Genomic DNA, 19,295 nt, shown 5'->3' with positions numbered 1-19,295 from the left:
TTCATGGAGCGTTAATTTATTGTTTATTTAAGGAATGTAGTAAAATTATCTCATAATATAAGTCTTCAAGACCTAGACAACAACTTGTTTGTCATCCTTACATTAAATGGAACTAAATTGAACAAAACCCCATACCATGAAACTAAATTCAATGTAGGTAATACTATATTCCCCCAATTTAACGATAAAGGGGGATTAATGATATGTGGCTACGAATATGGTTATAACGAACATGATAAATATTTAGAAAAAGAGTGTTCAGATTTCATTAAATCGAAGACAAGTGAATTCCATACTTTTCATACTAAGACTAGCATCTATGACTCACCTTATGACAAGAAAATAATAAAATGGTTTGATTTTTTTGGGCATCCGCTTGGGCTTGATGGTGGAAACTCGAAATTCGATAAATGTATATTGCAGACCAATTGGTGTGACGGACAAGGGACTTATGTTAACGATTATGAAAAATTTCTAGCCGAAGAAAACGTTAATAATTTTTTAAGTCATGTAGAAAATTATAGACCTTCTTTACTAATATTTATGGGGTCAAAATTAATTGACTATTTACAGAATAGCTGTGTAAAAAATAGATTTACTGACATCTTTGGCAACGAAACGTCTAGCCTTGAAAAAATCTCAAAAGATTTTTCAGGGAGAAAATTTAGAATTGGGTTCCAGAGTTTTGAAAACACCACGATAATTTCATTTCCTCATCCAAGTGGAACTCGTGGGCTACATAATGATTATATAAAGTTATTTAAACCTGAAATTCATTCAATTATTCAGAATTTCAGGGTAAACAAAGGCGTATGATAAGCTTAAAGTCCGACAGTAGCTTTTTGGGCGGGTGTTATCTATCGAGAATAACTACAATCGGCCAATATGCATGACTTATTGTAATTTTTTAAATAGCCTCATAGGCTGCGGTGTTTTGATATGATGGTTAAAGACGAAAAATATACACAACACAGTGTCTTCTCAGAACTGGAATGCTATATAGAATTTTATAAGAGCCTATCAATGTCAATTTTCAGCTTTTGCACAAGAGGTACAACTAGTATCTGCAACATTGATACATATGTTTACTCGTCGATCCAAGGGACACTGGAATCAATTCTTACTATTTTGAAAATGGGAAGAGTCAATGATGCCTATGCGCTGCTTAGAAAATATCATGACTCGGCAATTATAAATACTGACTCAAACCTATATCTTCAAGATCATTTTAGTATTCAAAATTTCATTGTAGAACAAATAAACAATTGGTTGCATGGAAAAGAAAGTCTTCCAGAATATCGTGTTATGTCTAAATATATTAGAGAATCCGATAAATTAACTATTATCAATAATATCTTATACCAAGATGATAGATATAAAAAAATTAGAGATCGCTGTAACGACCATACGCACTATAATTTTTTTAATAACGTTATGCTGAATGACAACACGATTTTTATTAAAAATAGACTTCAATATTTGAATAATATTTCGAACGATGTGCAAAATTTATTCATTCTTCATTTAGCATATTTGTTTTATTTAAACGATCATTATATGGCATCAAGTGATTACATGGATTGCTTGGAATGTTCGGTAAAACCAGAAGAAGGCTCACAGTATTGGATTGCTCCATTTATACAAGACATTTTCGATGATGTTATAACAAAGGTGCGTCCAGATATTACCGCCGCAATAAAGATAAATACTGAAATGCAACTCGCGTAGATAGCTCTAATCTTTTGGCTGTATTATCAATAATATTTGATCCATATTTGTGAATTATAATTGTATTGTCGGCTCATTTTGAACGTCGCTTATGGGTCGAAAACGGCCAGTCAATGTCAGATTCAGTGCATAAAATATGCTGAACACAGCAGCCCGGATAAAGGGATTCGTCCCACGGCAATCCGCCCTGATCGGAGCCTTGAACCTGACTCCTGCCCGGTTCTTTCCATGCAAGGTTGTTTTGCTAACTGAGTTGCCAACGAGTTAGATGGATGACTAAACGCTAATCTTGGAGTATTCCAAAAGTATTTTTGAAAGCGATTAAAGAAGCAGCGTAAAGTTTGAAAAGCGCTTGAAAAAGGGTACGTGAACATAATTTTTTCACGTCCATGTGTTCTGGATACCGGCAATCCCTGCCGGTATGACTGCTTAAATCATCACCGCTCCGATTCTTTCTTGGCAACCTTATCCCGCAAGTAAACCGGCATGGCCTGTTCGACGGCAACGGCTAGGCCCTGTTCGAAACCTCGCGCGCCTAAACGGGCAATAGCACCGGCTCTGGGCAGCAGTTCGGCTTTATAGCGACTGACGCGCCCTGCCAAGCGAGCCGTCAATTCCTGGTTGTAAACGCCCCAGCCTGAGCCGATGCCTACGCCGGTCAAATCGGGAAACTCAACTGCGTCCGCCGGGGTCACGGCTTCTTCGCCGATCAGTTCGGCATAACCTAGTGTATCGCGCCGATAAACGCCCCAGAATATCTCGCCCATCCGCGCATCCATCGAGACAAAGGCGATACACTCATCATTGTTATCGAAAAAATCCTGAGCGATAGCGGCCAGGGTGGATACGGGGACTACCGGCAAATCCGCGCCCAAGGCGATACCCTGGATCACGCCGGTGGCGATACGCACGCCGGTAAACGAGCCGGGGCCGCGACTGAACGCCAGCGCATCCAGCTGTTGCGGCTTTAAGCCGGCCTCGGTCATTAATGAATCGATCATCGGCAAAATCAGTTTGGTATGTTCTTTGGGCGCGAGCTCAAAACGCTCGGTTACCTCGCCGTCAATAAACAGCGCTGCCGAGCAGGCTTCGGTCGAGGTTTCTACTGCCAGTAATTTCATTGTTCGGTCTCTTCGGCAACTGCTCCATACGCCGTATTATTTTCTGCATCCATGCCGTTATCCTGAAAAAATATCCGCACCTCTTCTATATCGCGGGTGCGCTTCATCGCCGGTACGCTGTCTAAAAATATCTGGCCGTATGATTTTTTTAACAAGCGCGGATCGCAGACCATCAATACGCCCCGATCCGTTACGTCGCGAATCAAACGGCCTATGCCCTGTCTCAACGCAATCACGGCGGTGGGCAGTTGGTATTCGAAAAACGAGTTCCGTCCCTGTTTGGTCATCGCGTCCAAGCGCGCTTTTAACACCGGATCGCCGGGCGATGCGAAAGGCAGCTTGTCGATAATGACGCAGGACAAGGCCTCGCCCCTGACGTCCACGCCTTCCCAAAAACTTGACGTCCCCAACAATACGGCATTGCCCGCCGCTTTAAACTGCTCCAGCAATAAAGCTTTGGGGCGACTGCCCTGAATCAGCAACGGAAAATCGATTTTTTTCTCCAGCAATTCAGCCGCCTGTTTCAGCGCGCGATGACTGGTAAACAGGAAAAACGCCCTACCCTTGCTGGCTTGCAATACCGGCACCGCAAACTCGACGATACGCGGAATGAATTCGGGATCATTGGGCTGCGGCAAGCCTTTTGGATGATAAAACAGCGATTGATGGGCGTAATCGAAAGGACTGCCCCAGCTTTCGCTGGTCGCATTGCTAAGCCCCAGGTTGTTGGCAAAATGATCGAACTTGTTCGCCACGCTTAAGGTCGCCGAGGTAAAAATCCACGCCGCCTGATGTTGCTGCATAAAAGAGCGGAATTCCGACGCAATATCCAGCGGCGTACGGCTCAAGGTAAAGGTGTTTTTATAGGTTTCATACCAGCGTATCCATTTGCCGCTGTTGTCTTCAAGGATAATCTTTAGCTGCTGCACCAGTTCGTCGGCGCGCTTGAAACACGAGTCCAGTCCTTTGGTTTTAACTGACGCCAGCTCCAGCTGATCGGCGAGGCGCTGCAACTGGTCTTTAACCGCAGTCAAGTTTGCCGCTATTTTCGGATTGTTTTCGATGTCCTGCCAATCGCCGCGTTTAAGCTCGATGCCGAACGCCAGCCTCAAATCCTTAACTTCATGTTCAAGATCTTCACAGGCGGTACGCAAGGCGGGCATGTCGGTGGCGTCTTTAAAATATTCCATCAACGCATCTTTGGCCAGATCGTTCAGCTGCTTGGCGCTGACGGTAATGCCTAAAAAATTGGAGGCGGTATCGGCCAGTTGATGCGCCTCGTCGATGATGACCACTTCGGCATTGGGCAACAGCTCGCCGAAACCGCTGTCGCGTATCGACCAGTCCGCGCACAGTAAATGATGATTAACCACCAGAATCTCGCTTTCCTGGGCTTTTTTCCTGGCTTTGACCAGGAAGCAGTCGGCGTAATCCGAACAATCCTGTCCCAGACAATTATCCAATGACGAAGTCGCTTGATACCAGACCGGGTCTGCCTCTGCCACGTCGGACATTTCCGAGGTATCGCCGGTTTTGGTGCGCTTCGCCCACGAACTTATTTTTGCCAAAGCGACCGCATCTTCCTTGCTGAAACCCAATGTGGAAGTTAACGCGTTTTTCAGCCGATAGGTGCATAAATAATTGCTGCGGCCTTTTAACAGCGCAGCAATAAACGGTGTTTTGATCGCCTTGCGGATTACCGGCAAATCCTTGTTAAACAGCTGGTCCTGAAGGTTTTTGGTGCCGGTCGAAATAATGACTTTTTTGCCGGATAAAATGGCGGGCACCAAATAGGCGAAGGTCTTGCCGGTTCCGGTCCCGGCTTCGGCGATTAAATGCTGGTTAGCTTCGATAGCATGGGCAATCGCTTCAGCCATTTCAAGCTGGGCGGCCCGTGGTTGATAGCCTGGAATGACTTTTGCCAATCCGCCGTCGCTACCGAAAAATGCTTCTAGTTCTGTCAATTTAGTCTCTTGCACTGCTTTTTATTTACTATTTTAAATTCAACCGACAAATGCAGTTCATTTTTTAACTGAATTGAAAAAAGCCGACCAAGCAACAAAGATACCAGATTGAGATTTTAAAGATAGTGGCTCGGGTATCTAAATCTATACTGATCAAATAGATCGATAATATATCCGAAAAAGATAACCGCAATCCTTGAGCAGCGAGCGGTATGCCGGAGCACATTGCTCAGGAAACGCGATTGTCGCCATAATTCAGCCTGTCGATGCTGTCTTTGTTTGCTCTGACTCTGATGGATTTCAGTATATTTCTATCCTTATCATTTTATCGGCCTGATGCGCCATAAAAGCAATTGATTGGATTATCGCTGACGGTAAGATCAATTACAGACCCGGGCCGAATCTGTCTGACTATCAACCTTTAGCTAACCACGCAGACCGTGGCCGCTGTAGATATTTATGGCGCCAGAGTACTTTTTAAAATTTTAAATAATATTTATTTGCGTACGTATTGAATTAGAAGATACTAGCACTTGAAAACATAAAGCAACTGGCTAAAATGGATAATAATTAATGAATATTATTGACTTTAAATAATGATAAACGATGACTTAACATTTCTCCCTAAATACGATGACACGCTGGAACAAAATGCAGAATATCTTCGGCAAATACTTCCCCTCATGTCAAAGAATAAAATCGCTACCGATCCTCTTAATTTTGCAATTTTCTATGAATATATTATCGGTAGAAACATTGACTTAAACAATGAACTGGATGAACTACTGGCCAAGCACAATGTTTTTACTTCTGAATTAAGCGCAAAACTCTTTAAAAAACATATTTGCGATACGTCACTCGACTCTCTGGAAAAAATAAATCACATCCTGTTGCAGCTTATCAATAAAACAGGTGAGGCCTTGGATACTACTGGCGAAAAAGCCAGTGCAGCATCAATAGACTTCCAGAACCAGAGTAAAAATCTGGAAAACAACCAAGACCTGACTGAAATCAAAATAGTCTTAACCGAAATCATCGCCGGAACTAAAGGACTTGCTGAAACCAGTATGACGTTGATGACGCAACTGGACGAGAGTAAAAAGGAAATGCAGCTGCTGCGGCAGGAACTTGCGCATGTACGCGAAACGGCAAAAACTGATGCCTTGACAGGTCTATTCAACCGCCGCGCTTTTGATCAAAAGCTGAATGAATATATTGAAATTCATAGACAAAACGATATTGAACTGTGCTTGCTTATTTTAGATATCGATCATTTCAAACAAGTCAATGATACGTTTGGCCACCAGATGGGCGATAACGTACTGCGCTATACAGCTAACCTGATGAAGCAACATATTACCGAACATCATTGCGCAGCACGCTATGGCGGCGAAGAAATGGCCATTATCATGCCCAATACACCGCTTAACAAGGCTATGGAAATCGCCGAAGAAATAAGAACTTCCTTAGCACAACATCCTTTAAAGCTTAAGGGTAGTAAAAAATCGATAGGAAAGGTGACCATTTCTATCGGCGTCTCAAGTTTTAAACTAAACGACTCGATCGAAAGCTTGATCGAGCGCGCGGACCAGGCAATGTATAGAGCTAAAGATAACGGCAGAAATCAGGTAATGGCCGAAAACTTTATCTAAGACGCTGAACATTTAGGGCCAGGCATAGCCCTAAATGTGCTTTCCGATCAGTTCTGATATTAAATAACAATGTTGCACTTATAATTACAGTTGTTGAGTACTCTCTTTCAATCAAATTATGAAAAAAATCCTGCTTTCGTTTTTAGCTATCTTCCTGATTATTGAGGAGTGGCTTTGGGATCTACTCACGGCATTTGGGCGCTCATTATCCCAATGGTTGAATCTGCAACAATTTGAACAATGGCTCAGTCAAACAACTGCGACCATGGCGCTGGTGGCGTTTGGTATTCCGATACTGATTGTTACGCCGATCAATCTCGCGGCATTTGGATTGCTGGCAAAAGGATTGATTCTGCAAGGCATCCTGGTGGAAGTGTTGGCAAAATTACTCGGTACTTTGCTGGTAGCCAGAGTGTTTGCACTGACCAAACCGCAACTATTAACTTTTACCTTTCTGAGAGTCATTTACACCACCATCACTGGCTGGCTGCAATGGGCGCATGCAAAAGTTACCGAAACCGGCATCTATCGCTGGGCGAAGCAATTGAGGAATAAAGCCAAGGGCAAGCCCATAAAGCATGAATGATGAGTTTTGTATCTTGGCTTTAGCCTTAGCCCTTCAATTGCTGCAATAATCCAACCTGTTATCAAGCCCCCTGCCGCTACTTTAGCTCCGTGGACCAGCAAGGCTACGCTATTGATTTAAGGTTGGTTTTCCTTCTGAATTCCAAAACAAGACCAAGGATTGGTCGTTAGATTGCAGTTAAAATCCTTCCCCTCTGCTTAACGGCAATGCAAAACCGGCTGCTAAGTGTTTCTACTAATTTAACGAACTGCTTATTTTCTGTACCCTCCGGCTGTTATCACCGTCAAAATCCGGTTTTTTGTTTAGGGCAAAGAAAAACCCGAGCACCGTATTGGCTAATCATTACCTCCAGTAAACCACGCGACTCCGATTAACGCACGTTGCAAAAACTATGGTACAAAGTCGCATATTACAATACGCTAATATTAATTGAATTGAGGGAAGTCCAGATGAAAACCACGATTAATTTGCAACGCCGCAAGCTATTAAAATATACCGCAATGGGTATCGCCGGAGCGATCACTTACCCAAGCTGGGCGCAGACCGGCGGCTTTGTCAGAGTCAATGCGCCATCCGCCGACTTTCTCCCTGATGTTGAAATTGAACTGACCATGAATACGGCTGATGTAGCTATTTTAAATGGCGACAAAACCCGCGTCTGGAAAATCACCGGCAAGGTTATAACAGGTCCTTCAGAGGTACTTGATAATAATGAAGGTACTTATCTGGCACCTTCCCTGCGTTTTAAAAAAGGCCAGAAAGTCAGGCTGATTCTTAATAATAATTTACCGGCGCAATCGATTCTGCATTGGCATGGACTGCATGTCCCGGCTAACATGGATGGCAATCCCATGTATGCGATCAATCAGGGCGAAACCTATGTGTATGAATTTGAGATACTCAACCGGGCCGGGACCTATTTTTATCATGCCCATACCCACAGCGTCACCGCCAGACAAGTCTATTCCGGCTTGGCAGGTTTATTAATTGTTACTGACGATCAGGAACAGGCATTGAATTTACCGAGCGGCAATTTAGACGTCCCGCTGGTGATTCAGGATCGCAGTTTCGACGGTCAAAACCAATTGGTTTATTCGGCGCACATGATGCAACGCATGCAGGGCTTTCTGGGCGACCAGATCCTGGTTAACGGCCGGCCTGATTTTGTGCTGCCGGTCGCAACGCGCGCCTACCGGCTCCGGCTGGTCAACGGCTCTAACTCCCGGATTTATAAACTGGCCTGGGATGACGGCACCCCCATCACCGTAATAGGTATTGATGGCGGCTTGCTGGCAGCTCCCGAGCAACACCCTTATGTCATGCTCGCGCCGGGGGAAAGGGTGGAGGCATGGATGGATTTTAGCGGACGCGCGGTAGGCACCGAGCTGTCCTTGCGTAGCCTTCAGTTTGATGTTGCCACGCATGGCGGCATGGGCATGATGGGCGGCGGCATGATGGGAGGGCGCGGACACCGGGGTATGATGGGGGGTGGAATGATGGGAGGCGGCATGATGTCCGTCAGCACCTTGCCTTCAGGATCGGACTACCCGATCTTAAAAATTCGGGTCGCTAAAAAGGAACAAGGCGACAACATTTTGCCAAAGACTTTAACGCCCATTCCCGCCCTACACGTCAAGAATGCTGCAAATGCGGCCAATCCCAGAACCATCGCCTTATCCATGCAGCACATGTCAGCCCTGCTAAATGGCCGTTCTTATAAGATGAACGACATTCAGCCGGACGAAATTATTCCGGTTAACAGTCTGCAACTAATAGAGTTCGATAATGGTTTTGACGGCGGTATGCATGGCATGATGATGAATATGCCGCATCCGATGCATTTACATGGCGAACAGTTCCAGATCGTCAAGCGGGAAGTGAATTCGCGCTCCAGCGATAGCTATGCCACCGTTTCGTCAGGGTTTATAAACGGCGGCTGGAAAGATACGGTTCTGGTGATGCCGGGCGAAAAGGTCACAATCTTAAAACCGTTTAATGATTTTAAAGGCCTGTTCATGTACCACTGCCACAATCTGGAACACGAGGATATGGGCATGATGCGGGATTTTCTTATTAAATAATTCCAGTTTTATCTCAGGTTGGCTGGTTCTGATGGCGGGTACATCGCTACTAAAGCGACTTCTACAGGAAGTTTGTTATGCTTAGGAACCACCTGACCTCAAAACAGCTTTGGGCAACGCAGGCAAAAAATCCATGCCCACCGGTTATCTTGTCATAAATATGAGTCGCACCCTTGTAAATATCATCATTGACTTGACCGCCGCCCTGCTGTTTCTCGGCATGATTGCGACAGGCTATATATTGCGTTTCCCATTGCCGCCAGGAAGCAACAAAGCGTTCAGCCTGTGGGGTCTTACCCGTCACCAGTATGGCGATATCCATTTCTGGATCAGTTTTGGACTGTTAGCGGTGCTTGTTATTCATCTGGTACTTCATTGGAATTGGATCGTTACCGTCATCGTCAAGCATTGTCATGCGGTGCAAACCTCGCACCCTTCACTACTCCGTAGCGGTCTATTAACGCTTGTTATCGTCACCATAACTTTCATAGTCTTCGCATGGATAGCCCAACATAGCGTCAAATCAATAACCCGGCCAATCCATGAACCCCGCGGACCTAACAGCCACCTCGACGGACAGACCGGCTCAGCATCAATTGTTCAATCAGAGAGCGGTGATTCGGAGGTTGCCTTTTGGAAAAACATCTACCCGATCTTTGAGAAAAATTGCCTGTCATGCCACGGACCGCAAAAGCAGTATGCCGGTTTTCGTGCTGACCGTAGCGAAGATTTCTTCAGGGACAATAGTCGGAAATCGCTGATTTTGCCGGGCCGGAGTGACGCAAGCCCTCTAATTGGAATAGTCTCAGGTGCAAGAAAAGATATGCCTATGGCTGACAGGCACAACCTTTCCGAACGCGATGTATTACTCCTCAGGGCATGGATAGACGCAGGAGCAAAGTGGCCTGCCTCGCCCCCTGAGAAATAATTGCCCATCCCCAACGGAGCAGCAAAAAACCATGGATGTTCCTCGGCGGTATAGTGAACTTGTGTAAATACGGCAAACATGAATTACACATGTTACAGCGTTTAACGAAGATCAAGTTTGCCGCATTACCCAGTGTTCAGTATGAATTCACGTAAAAATAGCGGTGACTCATTCCAATTTTCGTGACAGACTTACGACCTATTCAGACTCACTGTAGGTGAGTTTTATTCATGCTACCCGTTTAAAACCATGCCTGATACGTCAAGATTGTTTTTTGCCTTATGGCCTGACGATGAAACCCGGCAAGCGCTGGCGCGATTGAGTCAAGCCAACGCAGCGCAAGGACTGAAATGGGTACGGCCGCACAATCTCCATGTAACACTGGTTTTTTTGGGTTCTGTTGACGCAGACACTGAATTATTGATTAAACAGTCCGTCGCCGATATTACCGCCCAACCTTTTACTTTGAACTTTGACCGCTTAAGCTACTGGAGTAAACCCAAAATCCTATGCATGACCTGCCGGCAACCAGTACCGGAACCGGCGACGATGTTGGCATCCATGTTGGAAACAGTAGCTGCAAACTGCGGTCTGCATACTGACACCAGACCTTATACCCCTCATATTACGCTGGCCCGGCATGTCCGGTACTTGCCGGATATGCCAATTGAACCGATAGTCTGGCGCGCCGAAGCATTCTGCCTGCTTGAATCCTGTAGTGAACCGGATGGCGTCTGTTATAAAGTGATACAGCAATGGCCTTTTATCAAACCAACCGTTAATCCCGATCAATGACTTTAACTTGGCTGATGAATCGGCCTTGCGCGAGACGGGTTTGCACCATATCGCCCAACTTAAGTTGTTCGGTGGAGCGGATGATTTCCCCGGAAGACGGGTTGATTGTCATCGTATAACCACGGTTTAACGTTGCCAAAGGGCTAACCGCATGCAGGGTTTGACTGGAATTTAATAATCGCTGATTGAGCTGTTCCAGCTTATGTGCGGTTGCGGAAATCAGGCGCTTAGTCAAATAGCCCTGTCGTTGTTTATGGCTGCTTATGGTTATCGCAGGGTTGTGTTGCCATAACTTAGCCGTTTTTGCGTCGACAATGCCGGTCATATGTCGAAGCTTTGTATGTATAGCGTGATTAAGTCTGGCCTCAAGTTCATTCATGCGCCGCACATTTCCAGCCAGCTTTTGGCCGGGATGTTGCTGTTGCAGTCGCTGACTGAGCCAATCCAGAGCTTGCTGTTTTTGGTTCAGCTTTCGTTGCAGTTGTTGTTGCAGCCGCGATTCCAGATGCATGAATCGCGACAGCCATTGCTGCTGATCGGGACTGGCGTGTTCTGCGGCCGCGGAAGGCGTGGCCGCGCGCAGGTCGGCAACAAAATCGGCAATGGTAAAATCGGTTTCGTGCCCGATGCCTGAAATGATCGGAATTTCGCTGTCGTATATGGCTCTGGCAACAAGCTCTTCATTAAATGCCCAAAGGTCTTCCAGCGAACCGCCGCCCCGCCCGAGAATGATAACGTCGCAGTGCTTGTGTCGATTGGCGGTGGCTATCGCCTTGGCAATTTCATGTTTTGCGTTATCGCCCTGCACGGAAACCGGATAAACAATCACCGGTATCGCTGCAAAACGTCTTTGTAGCACGGTCAGTATATCTCTGACAGCAGCGCCTGATGGCGAAGTAATAACGCCAATTGTTTTGGGTAGCGTAGGCAAAGCTTGTTTGTGGGCGGCATCGAACAGCCCTTGCTCCGATAGCTTCAGCTTTAACGCATCAAACGCCCTGCGCAAAGCCCCGTCACCGGCTTCTTCAATATGCTCGACGATAAGCTGGTAATCGCCTCTGGGCTCGTACAGGCTGACTTGCGCCTTGACGATAACCTGCTTGCCGTTTTCCGGCTTAAACGCCAAGCGGCGCTGCTGAGTACGAAACATGGCGCAACGTACCTGAGCATTAGCGTCCTTCAGCGAAAAATACATATGTCCGGAAGCAGGGGTACTTAAATTGGATAACTCGCCTTCAACCAGAACAGACAGAAAATGTTCGGCAAGTAATTGACTGGTTTCGCGGTTAAGCTGGGTAACGGTGATGATATTGCGTCGTGTAGAAGCAGAAGTGGTGATCGTAGTCATTGCTTTGCGCGAGTTGAGAGTGAATTTGTTATTAGAAGCTTACCCCTATCCACTCATTTTTTGTATGCTTTCTCGTTGAAGTTGATTGATATAGCGCTGGACGGTCGATTCAAATACAGGGGTAATCCGGGTAAATAAACAGCCTATTTTTTGGATTTTGAGTGCGGCAATTTTATCCGGATTAATGATGAGCTTAGAACAGACCTTCAAGGAGATGATATCTTCACCTGCCCCTGAAAGTACAAGCCTGCACTTTTCTAATTGTGTACCGGGTATCAATAAGTTGGATATTTCAGTTGAGGTATTAAGTAGTGAAAAACCGGTGAGGCTAATGTCGTATAACATTAAATTGACGGGTTCTTGATCCTCCAGTATCAACTGGCAATAGCTGGCTTTTGAACGCGGTGATTTTATTCTAAAAAATTCTCTACGCTGCATCCAAAAAACTGACTCAGGAATCGGCATGGAAAACGCCGGTTCCCCATTATAAAGAATTTGTTCCAACATACTTCCTTTGAAAGAAGCTTTAATGCCTGCAAAATCGGCTTCGAAAGTGATTCTGGTAGCCTTAAGAAGCTGCTGATTTAAAACTTCTTTGGGTCCGTAATCGAAAATTATGGAATTATTTGCCTGATCAATCTCAAGTATTGCAGTAAGGAAGAATGCCTTACCTTCGCCAAAACGAATGCTGAGCAGACATTTGTTCTTAATCAATATAGATAAATTATGAACTATTTGTCTTGGATTGTGGATTGAAAAAGAGGAGGCGTCGCTCATTAATAATGACCCTGTATTTTCAGATGATTATCGGGCAACAACAAAAATGTGTAGTCATAAATATTTTACGGTATCGCTATATTAAAGTGAGTGACGGGTATTATAAAGAGCCGTTAACCTTACTCCTTTCAGTTTTTGTTGCTCTTTAATTTGAATAAATCACTCTTTCTGCAAGTCTTCCCGTTGGATCTGATGCATGTAACGCTGAACAATCTCTTCAACTGGACGCGCTAACTTGATGAACTTACAACCTATTTTTTGAATTTTTTGCAACTTCTCAGGGTTAATTATGTATTTGGCACAGATCTCAAAGGAAATCATGCCTTCACCTACATCTGAAAGTATAAGTTTGCCTTGCGAAATTGATGTACCCGGAATCAGGAGCTCGGAAACTTCTTTGGAAACATTCAGCATTGCAAAGCCTGTAAGACTGATATCGTATAACTTAAGGTTAACCGGTTCCCTGCCTTCTATTATCAATTGGCAATAACTGGATTTTGAAAGCGGCGATTTTACCCTGTAGTACTCTCTACGTTGCATCCAGTAAAGCGATTTAGGAATAGGCATACTAAATGCCGCATCCCTTTTATGGGTAATTTTTTTCAGCGCGGCACCAGTGAAAGAAACTTTAATGCCATTGTAATCAGTATCGAATGAGACCCTCCCCGCATTAAGGATGCGTTGATTTAAATCTTCTTTGGGTCCGTAATCTAGAATCACCGAATTATCGCCTTCATTAACACTGAGCAATGTGGTGATATAGGACTCATTATTTGTTCCAAAACGAGCGCTGAGCAAACATTTATTTTTAACTAATAATGATAAATGATTGATTATTTGCTTTGGATTTTGGACTGAAAAAGAAGATATGTCGCTCATTAATATGTGTTAATTAGTTATTGATTATTTTGCATTAAATGCGAAGCATTACATATTACGCAAAAACTCAGTCCTCCTGTAAGGCCTCTTGTTAAATCTGCTGTATATATGCTAAATGGCCTTGTTCAGATGCGAACGCTATCGGATGAATTGGCAGTTTATTCTCTGATCTTTCCTGAGTTTACCGGTGAAGGCTCATCTAAAGTGTTTTTAAATACTGCCAAGTTTAGTATATTGTAAAATATTTGGTATCCAAGCACAAAGAAAAGGGGTGTTCGTGGCGTGGTTTCTTTTATTTTCTGCGGGATTTGCAGAAATAGTATTCGCTTTAAGTCTTAAATACAATCAAGGCTTTACCAAGCTGTGGCCCAGCATCATAACGATGCTGTCCGGCGGCGTAAGTTTTTATTTGTTGATTCTGGCAATTAAAACCCTGCCGCTGGGAACTGCGTATGCCGTCTGGACGGGTATGGGCGCAGTCGGTGTAGCCGTATTAGGCATCATTTTATTTAAAGAATCTGCCGACTGGTATCGCTTGATATCAATTACGCTGGTAATTGCTGGAATTATCGGCCTTAAATTAACCGACAGCACTTAACGTGTTGCACCTTATTTTTCAATCGCCGATTGAAACTGCCATTTTAGAGCGTATTGATTCAGGCGATGTTGTGGTATTTCTTGAAAATGCCGTTCTGCGGGTATTACAAAATAGCAGCATAAGCGATACGTTAACACACCAGTTAAGCAACAATCGTCTTTGTGTGCTGTCGGATGACATCGCAATACGCGGAATTACCCTTGATGAGCTGATTAATGGACTGGAGGTGATAGATTATGCCGAACTGGTGGAATTGACGGTTAATAACCCGGTCATTCAATCATGGACGTAATGGATCCGGATTTGCACCTGGAAGTAACCGAACAGGGTTTTCTGATAAATCCTGCAGACTGGAATGAAGATGTCGCGCAACGACTGTCCGCATCAAACAATATTGATCTGAGCGATGATCATTGGGAAATTATTTTGTTTATTCGGCGTTATTATCAGCAATTTAAACATTTGCCTAATGCGCGGGTTTTTACTAAAGCGATTGCCAAGGAATTGGGCGAGACAAAGGGTAACAGTCGTTATTTGCACAAATTATTTCCCGAAGGTCCCTTAAAATATGCATGTAAGCTGGCTGGCTTGCCTAAACCACCTACCTGTTTATAGCGTTGTTGCCTACATGGATGTGGGTTATGCAGGAGGTAGAGCACCAACAGTAGGCGCTTTAGGCGACGCATGGAGCGGTTGCCGAGGGAGCCTAAGCTTTGCAAAGCTTACGTCCCTATCCCTATCCTTGCTTAAATTGGTGAATCAGGCGTCTTTCTTTCTTGTTCGGCTTATGATCCCTGCCGCTAAAATCAAATAATTCCCGCTGTTCACGATTTTGAATAATTTGCTTTTCGCGTTTGGCAAGGCTTTCAGCGCTTTCCTCATAGAGTAAAACCGCTTCTTTAGCCGAGCGCCGTTGACCATTAATGGCGATGATCGTGATGTCCCACCGATAATTATCTTTGCTGATGGAGACTATGGCGCCGACTTTGACTTCTTTTCCAGGCTTGGTGCGCTGATCGTTAACATGAACCTTCCCGCCGGAAATAGCCTCAGCAGCTAATTTGCGCGTTTTAAAAAAACGCGCAGTCCATAACCATTTATCCAGACGGATAACTTCCAGTTCAGCCATCTAGACTACTTCATTGCCACTGTCCGTCCATGCCTTAAATCCGCCGGCCATACTGACGGTATTGTTGAATCCCATTTTACTTAATACCTCTGCTGCCAAGGCCGAGCGGCCACCCGATTGGCAGTAAACGATGATGTGGGCGTCTTGTTTATCCTGAAAGTCGGGATGTGAGCCTATCTTGAATTCCAATACGCCGCGAGGTATGTTGAACGCTCCCGGCAAATGGCCCGCGGCATACTCAGCAGGTTCTCTGACATCAAGAATGAGGCTTGTTTCCAGGGAATTTTTTGCGGCATCAATATCAATTTCAACAATATTTTGTTTGGCTTGAGCGACAAGATCCATTGCAGTAAGTGTCATAATCATCTTTAGGGAAAATAAATGAATGGAAGCAATAACTTAGGAGCCGGTTTTCATAGGATTTATTTCCGGGCCGCCATTATTGACGTTAAGGTTGGTTTTACAGCCATGCCTATTTTAGATAAAAACGATAGTTTTTGTCTTTAATTTTAATTCGGACGCGCGGCAGGATAGGATCAGCTATCAATATCAGGGTATGCGGAAAAGAAGAGTCGGGGCGGCCACTGAAGCAGCCCCGCAGTGGAAAATGTTAGTTGATGTGTTTTTTTAACTCTCTAGGCAAAGAAAACACTACTTTTTCTTCTATGCCTTGAATCTCAACAGCCGATTGTCCGCCCCACTGTTTTAACTGATTGATAACTTCCTGAACCAGGACTTCCGGCGCGGAAGCTCCGGCAGTAACGCCGACCACGGCAATACCCTCAAACCAGTTCTGCTGCATATCTTTCGCGGTATCGATCAGATAAGACTGTTTACCGAGCTGTTCGGCAATTTCGCGGAGACGGTTAGAGTTTGAACTGTTGGGTGAGCCGACTACGAGGATAATATCAGCCGTTTTGGCCAGCTCATAAACCGCGTCCTGCCGGTTTTGCGTGGCGTAGCAGATGTCGTCCTTTTTCTGTTCCTGTATGCCTTTAAAGCGCGCTCTTAAGGCGTCGACCATAATCTTGGTGTCGGTCATCGACAAGGTCGTCTGCGTGACATACGCCAGATCATCCGGATTTTTTACCACCAGGCTTTTCACGTCGTCCGGGGTTTCTACCAGATAAATGCCGCCATTGTCAGTACAGCGTTCATATTGCCCCATTGTGCCTTCAACTTCCGGGTGTCCGGCGTGGCCGATCAGGATAACCTCGCGATCCTCTTTGGCATGCTTGGCAACCTGCAAATGAACCTTAGTGACCAGCGGACAGGTCGCGTCAAAAACCGTCAAATTACGTTCTTTAGCTTCCTGCTGTACTTGTTTTGATACGCCATGAGCACTGAAAATCAGATAAGAGCCGACCGGCACGTCGGTTAAATCTTCAATAAAAATCGCGCCTTTTTCTTTAAGCCCATCGACAACCGTACGGTTATGTACAACTTCGTGACGAACATAAATAGGCGCGCCGAAAGCCTCGATGGCTTGATCAACGATTTCAATAGCCCGGTCTACACCGGCACAGAATCCACGGGGGTTAGCGAGTACGATTTGCATATCTTGACTTCTTTACTAGGTTAATTTGAAGTTATTTTAACTCAACATTGTTTCTGATACGATAATTCCATCGGCATCAGCATATAAAAAATGATTTTGTTTGAAATTGACACCGGCGAAAGTGACCAATAAGTCGCGGTCGCCATGGTCTTTTTTATGGCTTTTTAAGGGATGCGTATGTAAAGCACGTATCCCGATAGGAAGTTGATCGATGATTGCAGAATCGCGGATACAGCCATGAATAACAATGCCCTGCCAGCCATTGCCGATGGCAAGCCTTGCCAGATCATTACCCAACAGAGCACAACGGTGAGAGCCGCCGCCATCAACAACCAGCACCCTGTTTTCAACTTTCTCTTCCAGCACCGCTCTGACCAAAACGTTGTCCTCAAAAACTTTTACCGTAGTGATTTGGCCGCAAAAGCTTGGGTGCCCTCCATAAGGTTTGAGCAGCGGTTCGGCAATCTGGAAGTGGTCTTCTTCTGAATGGGCATCGCAAAGATCGGCGGTAGTAAATGTCATGATTCAATTCTCAAAAGGATAAAAGGCGGCGAAGGGCGAAAGGCGAAGGACGAAAGGCTTTTTTCGCCTTTTGTCTTTCGTCCTTCGCCTATCTCAAGTATACCGCGCCAACAAGCCATTATCGCCGCATATTTCCGGCAGCGGTATTTTCACTTCATAGCCGCCGCCCGACGCTTCTTCCATTTCTTGTCCGTACATGCCTTCCATGCGCTCGACGATAATATCCTGATTGCCTTCGGGCAATATCAATTCGAGCTTATCGCCGACCGAAAACTTGTTTTTAACATCAACGGTTGCCAAGCCGGTTTTCTGGTCATAACTCCTGATCTCGCCGCAAAATTGCTGCTGATGGCTTTTGGAATAACCGGTTATATAATTTTGCTGTTCATGGGTATGGTGGCGCTGATAAAAACCGTCGGTATAGCCCCGGTTGGCGAGATTTTCCAAAACGCCGATTAATTCAGGCTGAAATGCCCGCCCCGCCAACGCATCGTCAATCGCCTGACGATAGGTTTGCGCGGTACGCGCCACGTAATAATGCGACTTGGTGCGACCTTCGATTTTAAGGCTGTCCACGCCGATTTCGACCAGACGCTGCACATGCTCGATGGCTCTTAGGTCTTTCGAGTTCATGATATAGGTGCCGTTTTCGTCTTCCATCACCGGCAATAATTCACCTTTACGCCCCTCTTCTTCCAGAAAATACACCTTGTCCGCCAACGGGTGCCGTTCCGCGCCGCCGCAACTGGCGTTGCTGATATCGGACATCGATAATACTTCGCCAACCGGCAGATAATCGCCCTCTGCATTTTCTTCGGCAGGCAATGTGTCGTATTTCCAGCGGCAAGAGTTGGTGCAGGTGCCCTGATTAGGATCACGGTGATTGAAGTAGCCTGATAACAAACAGCGGCCGGAATAAGCGATGCATAACGCACCGTGAACAAACACTTCAAGTTCCGTATCGGGGCAACGCTGGCGGATTTCTTCAATTTCATCCAGCGACAATTCGCGGGACAAAATGACCCGCTCAACGCCCATGCTTTTCCAGAAATTGACCGATGCATAATTAACGGTATTGGCCTGTACCGACAGATGTATCGGCATGTCCGGCCAGGCTTCCCGCGTCATCATAATCAAACCCGGATCAGCCATAATCAATGCGTCCGGCTTCATAGCGATAACCGGAGTAATATCCTTAATAAAGGTTTTAACCTTGGCGTTATGCGGAATCACATTAGTTGCCAGGAAAAACTTTTTACCCAGCTGATGAGCCTCAGCGATGCCTTTGGCCAGATTGTCTTCAAGAAAATCATTATTGCGCACCCGCAGGCTATAACGCGGCAGCCCTGCATAAACGGCATCCGCGCCGTATGCAAAGGCATAGCGCATGTTTTTAAGAGTTCCGGCAGGAGAAAGTAATTCGACTTGTTTCACGCAGGGCTGTCCTGCCCTGCGCCCTTCGGGTAAATGCAAATCCGCTCCCGGCGGATTAGTCACGTCAGGCTGTCCTGCCCTGCGCCCTTCGGGTAAATGCAAATCCGCTCCCGGCGGATGGGACACGTCAGGCTGTCCTGCCTTACGTCCTTCGGGTAAATGTAAATCTGTTCCAGACATATTTGTCATATTGAA

Annotated in this window: 20 protein-coding genes; 10 read left to right on the top strand and 10 right to left on the bottom strand. The window is 45.4% G+C overall.

Translation table 11 applies throughout. The features are described 5' to 3' along the window. Positions 1-117 precede the first annotated feature (117 nt). Both Q8L79_RS10040 and Q8L79_RS10035 read left to right on the top strand, forming a co-directional pair. The gene (locus Q8L79_RS10040) at positions 118-816 is read left to right on the top strand and encodes a hypothetical protein (protein ID WP_305270595.1); all 699 of its coding nucleotides are present in this window, start codon (positions 118-120) and stop codon (positions 814-816) included. A gap of 123 nt (positions 817-939) precedes the next feature. Continuing rightward, complete coding sequence (locus Q8L79_RS10035; protein ID WP_305270593.1) at positions 940-1,728, top strand: hypothetical protein; 789 nt, start codon at positions 940-942, stop codon at positions 1,726-1,728. A 437-nt stretch (positions 1,729-2,165) separates the two neighbouring features. Here the strand turns inward: Q8L79_RS10035 and tsaB are convergent, their stop codons facing one another. Both tsaB and Q8L79_RS10025 read right to left on the bottom strand, forming a co-directional pair. Continuing rightward, positions 2,166-2,849 (bottom strand): tRNA (adenosine(37)-N6)-threonylcarbamoyltransferase complex dimerization subunit type 1 TsaB, encoded by a 684-nt coding sequence (gene tsaB, locus Q8L79_RS10030; protein ID WP_305270591.1) that lies wholly within the window; start codon positions 2,847-2,849, stop codon positions 2,166-2,168. Next, positions 2,846-4,813: an ATP-dependent DNA helicase gene (locus tag Q8L79_RS10025; RefSeq protein ID WP_305270589.1), complete on the bottom strand. Its 1,968-nt coding sequence runs from the start codon at positions 4,811-4,813 to the stop codon at positions 2,846-2,848. Before Q8L79_RS10025 ends, tsaB begins: the two co-directional genes overlap by 4 nt. 596 nt (positions 4,814-5,409) lie before the next feature. Between Q8L79_RS10025 and Q8L79_RS10020 the strand changes: the two genes are divergently transcribed. From Q8L79_RS10020 to thpR, 5 genes are all read left to right on the top strand, one after another. After that, positions 5,410-6,465, top strand: coding sequence for a GGDEF domain-containing protein (locus Q8L79_RS10020; RefSeq protein WP_305270587.1), 1,056 nt, complete (start codon positions 5,410-5,412; stop codon positions 6,463-6,465). Positions 6,466-6,583: 118 nt separating this feature from the next. After that, entirely contained in the window at positions 6,584-7,051 is a 468-nt protein-coding gene (locus tag Q8L79_RS10015) for a hypothetical protein (RefSeq protein ID WP_305270585.1), read from the top strand. A 449-nt stretch (positions 7,052-7,500) separates the two neighbouring features. Then, complete coding sequence (locus tag Q8L79_RS10010) at positions 7,501-9,132, top strand: multicopper oxidase family protein (protein WP_305270583.1); 1,632 nt, start codon at positions 7,501-7,503, stop codon at positions 9,130-9,132. Between the two features lie 160 nt (positions 9,133-9,292). Then, complete coding sequence (locus Q8L79_RS10005; RefSeq protein WP_305270581.1) at positions 9,293-10,060, top strand: DUF4405 domain-containing protein; 768 nt, start codon at positions 9,293-9,295, stop codon at positions 10,058-10,060. Positions 10,061-10,309: 249 nt separating this feature from the next. Beyond that, the gene (gene thpR / locus Q8L79_RS10000) at positions 10,310-10,855 is read left to right on the top strand and encodes an RNA 2',3'-cyclic phosphodiesterase (protein WP_305270579.1); all 546 of its coding nucleotides are present in this window, start codon (positions 10,310-10,312) and stop codon (positions 10,853-10,855) included. On the opposite strand, the gene xseA is transcribed toward thpR, so the two are convergent. From xseA to Q8L79_RS09985, 3 genes are all read right to left on the bottom strand, one after another. After that, positions 10,839-12,203, bottom strand: coding sequence for an exodeoxyribonuclease VII large subunit (gene xseA / locus Q8L79_RS09995; RefSeq protein WP_305270577.1), 1,365 nt, complete (start codon positions 12,201-12,203; stop codon positions 10,839-10,841). The two genes, thpR and xseA, sit on opposite strands and share 17 nt — an antisense overlap. A gap of 45 nt (positions 12,204-12,248) precedes the next feature. Next, entirely contained in the window at positions 12,249-12,980 is a 732-nt protein-coding gene (locus Q8L79_RS09990; RefSeq protein ID WP_305270575.1) for a flagellar brake protein, read from the bottom strand. 159 nt (positions 12,981-13,139) lie between these two features. Continuing rightward, positions 13,140-13,859 (bottom strand): flagellar brake protein, encoded by a 720-nt coding sequence (locus Q8L79_RS09985; RefSeq protein ID WP_305270573.1) that lies wholly within the window; start codon positions 13,857-13,859, stop codon positions 13,140-13,142. A 277-nt stretch (positions 13,860-14,136) separates the two neighbouring features. On the opposite strand from Q8L79_RS09985, the gene Q8L79_RS09980 reads away from it, so the two are divergent. Genes Q8L79_RS09980 through Q8L79_RS09970 form a run of 3 tightly spaced genes read left to right on the top strand, consistent with a single transcriptional unit; the run spans position 14,137 to position 15,072 of the window. Continuing rightward, positions 14,137-14,457, top strand: a complete 321-nt coding sequence (locus Q8L79_RS09980) for a multidrug efflux SMR transporter (RefSeq protein WP_305270571.1) — start codon at positions 14,137-14,139, stop codon at positions 14,455-14,457. 1 nt (position 14,458) lies between these two features. Beyond that, on the top strand, positions 14,459-14,749 hold the full coding sequence (gene tusB / locus Q8L79_RS09975; protein ID WP_305270569.1) for a sulfurtransferase complex subunit TusB: 291 nt from the start codon (positions 14,459-14,461) through the stop codon (positions 14,747-14,749). Beyond that, positions 14,740-15,072, top strand: coding sequence for a TusE/DsrC/DsvC family sulfur relay protein (locus Q8L79_RS09970; RefSeq protein ID WP_305270567.1), 333 nt, complete (start codon positions 14,740-14,742; stop codon positions 15,070-15,072). Before tusB ends, Q8L79_RS09970 begins: the two co-directional genes overlap by 10 nt. A gap of 121 nt (positions 15,073-15,193) precedes the next feature. Here Q8L79_RS09970 and Q8L79_RS09965 read toward each other — a convergent pair whose 3' ends face one another. The 5 genes from Q8L79_RS09965 to yegQ form a co-directional block, all read right to left on the bottom strand. Further along, complete coding sequence (locus tag Q8L79_RS09965; protein ID WP_305270565.1) at positions 15,194-15,586, bottom strand: RNA-binding S4 domain-containing protein; 393 nt, start codon at positions 15,584-15,586, stop codon at positions 15,194-15,196. Continuing rightward, the gene (locus Q8L79_RS09960) at positions 15,587-15,946 is read right to left on the bottom strand and encodes a rhodanese-like domain-containing protein (RefSeq protein ID WP_305270563.1); all 360 of its coding nucleotides are present in this window, start codon (positions 15,944-15,946) and stop codon (positions 15,587-15,589) included. It lies immediately after the preceding gene. Between the two features lie 250 nt (positions 15,947-16,196). Beyond that, on the bottom strand, positions 16,197-17,144 hold the full coding sequence (ispH, locus tag Q8L79_RS09955) for a 4-hydroxy-3-methylbut-2-enyl diphosphate reductase (protein ID WP_305270561.1): 948 nt from the start codon (positions 17,142-17,144) through the stop codon (positions 16,197-16,199). 36 nt (positions 17,145-17,180) lie between these two features. After that, the gene (gene rraA / locus Q8L79_RS09950) at positions 17,181-17,666 is read right to left on the bottom strand and encodes a ribonuclease E activity regulator RraA (RefSeq protein ID WP_305270559.1); all 486 of its coding nucleotides are present in this window, start codon (positions 17,664-17,666) and stop codon (positions 17,181-17,183) included. Between the two features lie 93 nt (positions 17,667-17,759). After that, positions 17,760-19,100 carry a tRNA 5-hydroxyuridine modification protein YegQ gene (gene yegQ, locus Q8L79_RS09945; RefSeq protein ID WP_305270805.1) on the bottom strand — a complete coding sequence of 447 codons (1,341 nt, stop codon included), beginning with the start codon at positions 19,098-19,100 and terminating at the stop codon, positions 17,760-17,762. Positions 19,101-19,295: the final 195 nt, after the last annotated feature.

The organism is Methylobacter sp. (assembly GCF_030680395.1).
Lineage (GTDB): Bacteria > Pseudomonadota > Gammaproteobacteria > Methylococcales > Methylomonadaceae > Methylobacter_A.
The sequence above is the reverse complement of the archived record's forward strand: the minus strand, read 5'-3'. Positions and strand labels throughout refer to the sequence as shown.

Coding starts and splice junctions, on each gene's coding strand:
- Q8L79_RS10035 (WP_305270593.1), top strand. CDS start 940: ATGATGGTTAAAGACGAAAAATATACACAACACAGTGTCTTCTCAGAA.
- Q8L79_RS09990 (WP_305270575.1), bottom strand. CDS start 12,980: ATGAGCGACGCCTCCTCTTTTTCAATCCACAATCCAAGACAAATAGTT.
- ispH (WP_305270561.1), bottom strand. CDS start 17,144: ATGCAAATCGTACTCGCTAACCCCCGTGGATTCTGTGCCGGTGTAGAC.
- Q8L79_RS10005 (WP_305270581.1), top strand. CDS start 9,293: ATGAGTCGCACCCTTGTAAATATCATCATTGACTTGACCGCCGCCCTG.
- xseA (WP_305270577.1), bottom strand. CDS start 12,203: ATGACTACGATCACCACTTCTGCTTCTACACGACGCAATATCATCACC.
- Q8L79_RS09965 (WP_305270565.1), bottom strand. CDS start 15,586: ATGGCTGAACTGGAAGTTATCCGTCTGGATAAATGGTTATGGACTGCG.
- tsaB (WP_305270591.1), bottom strand. CDS start 2,849: ATGAAATTACTGGCAGTAGAAACCTCGACCGAAGCCTGCTCGGCAGCG.
- Q8L79_RS10020 (WP_305270587.1), top strand. CDS start 5,410: ATGATAAACGATGACTTAACATTTCTCCCTAAATACGATGACACGCTG.
- thpR (WP_305270579.1), top strand. CDS start 10,310: ATGCCTGATACGTCAAGATTGTTTTTTGCCTTATGGCCTGACGATGAA.
- Q8L79_RS09985 (WP_305270573.1), bottom strand. CDS start 13,859: ATGAGCGACATATCTTCTTTTTCAGTCCAAAATCCAAAGCAAATAATC.
- Q8L79_RS09970 (WP_305270567.1), top strand. CDS start 14,740: ATGGACGTAATGGATCCGGATTTGCACCTGGAAGTAACCGAACAGGGT.
- Q8L79_RS10010 (WP_305270583.1), top strand. CDS start 7,501: ATGAAAACCACGATTAATTTGCAACGCCGCAAGCTATTAAAATATACC.
- rraA (WP_305270559.1), bottom strand. CDS start 17,666: ATGACATTTACTACCGCCGATCTTTGCGATGCCCATTCAGAAGAAGAC.
- Q8L79_RS10015 (WP_305270585.1), top strand. CDS start 6,584: ATGAAAAAAATCCTGCTTTCGTTTTTAGCTATCTTCCTGATTATTGAG.
- Q8L79_RS09960 (WP_305270563.1), bottom strand. CDS start 15,946: ATGACACTTACTGCAATGGATCTTGTCGCTCAAGCCAAACAAAATATT.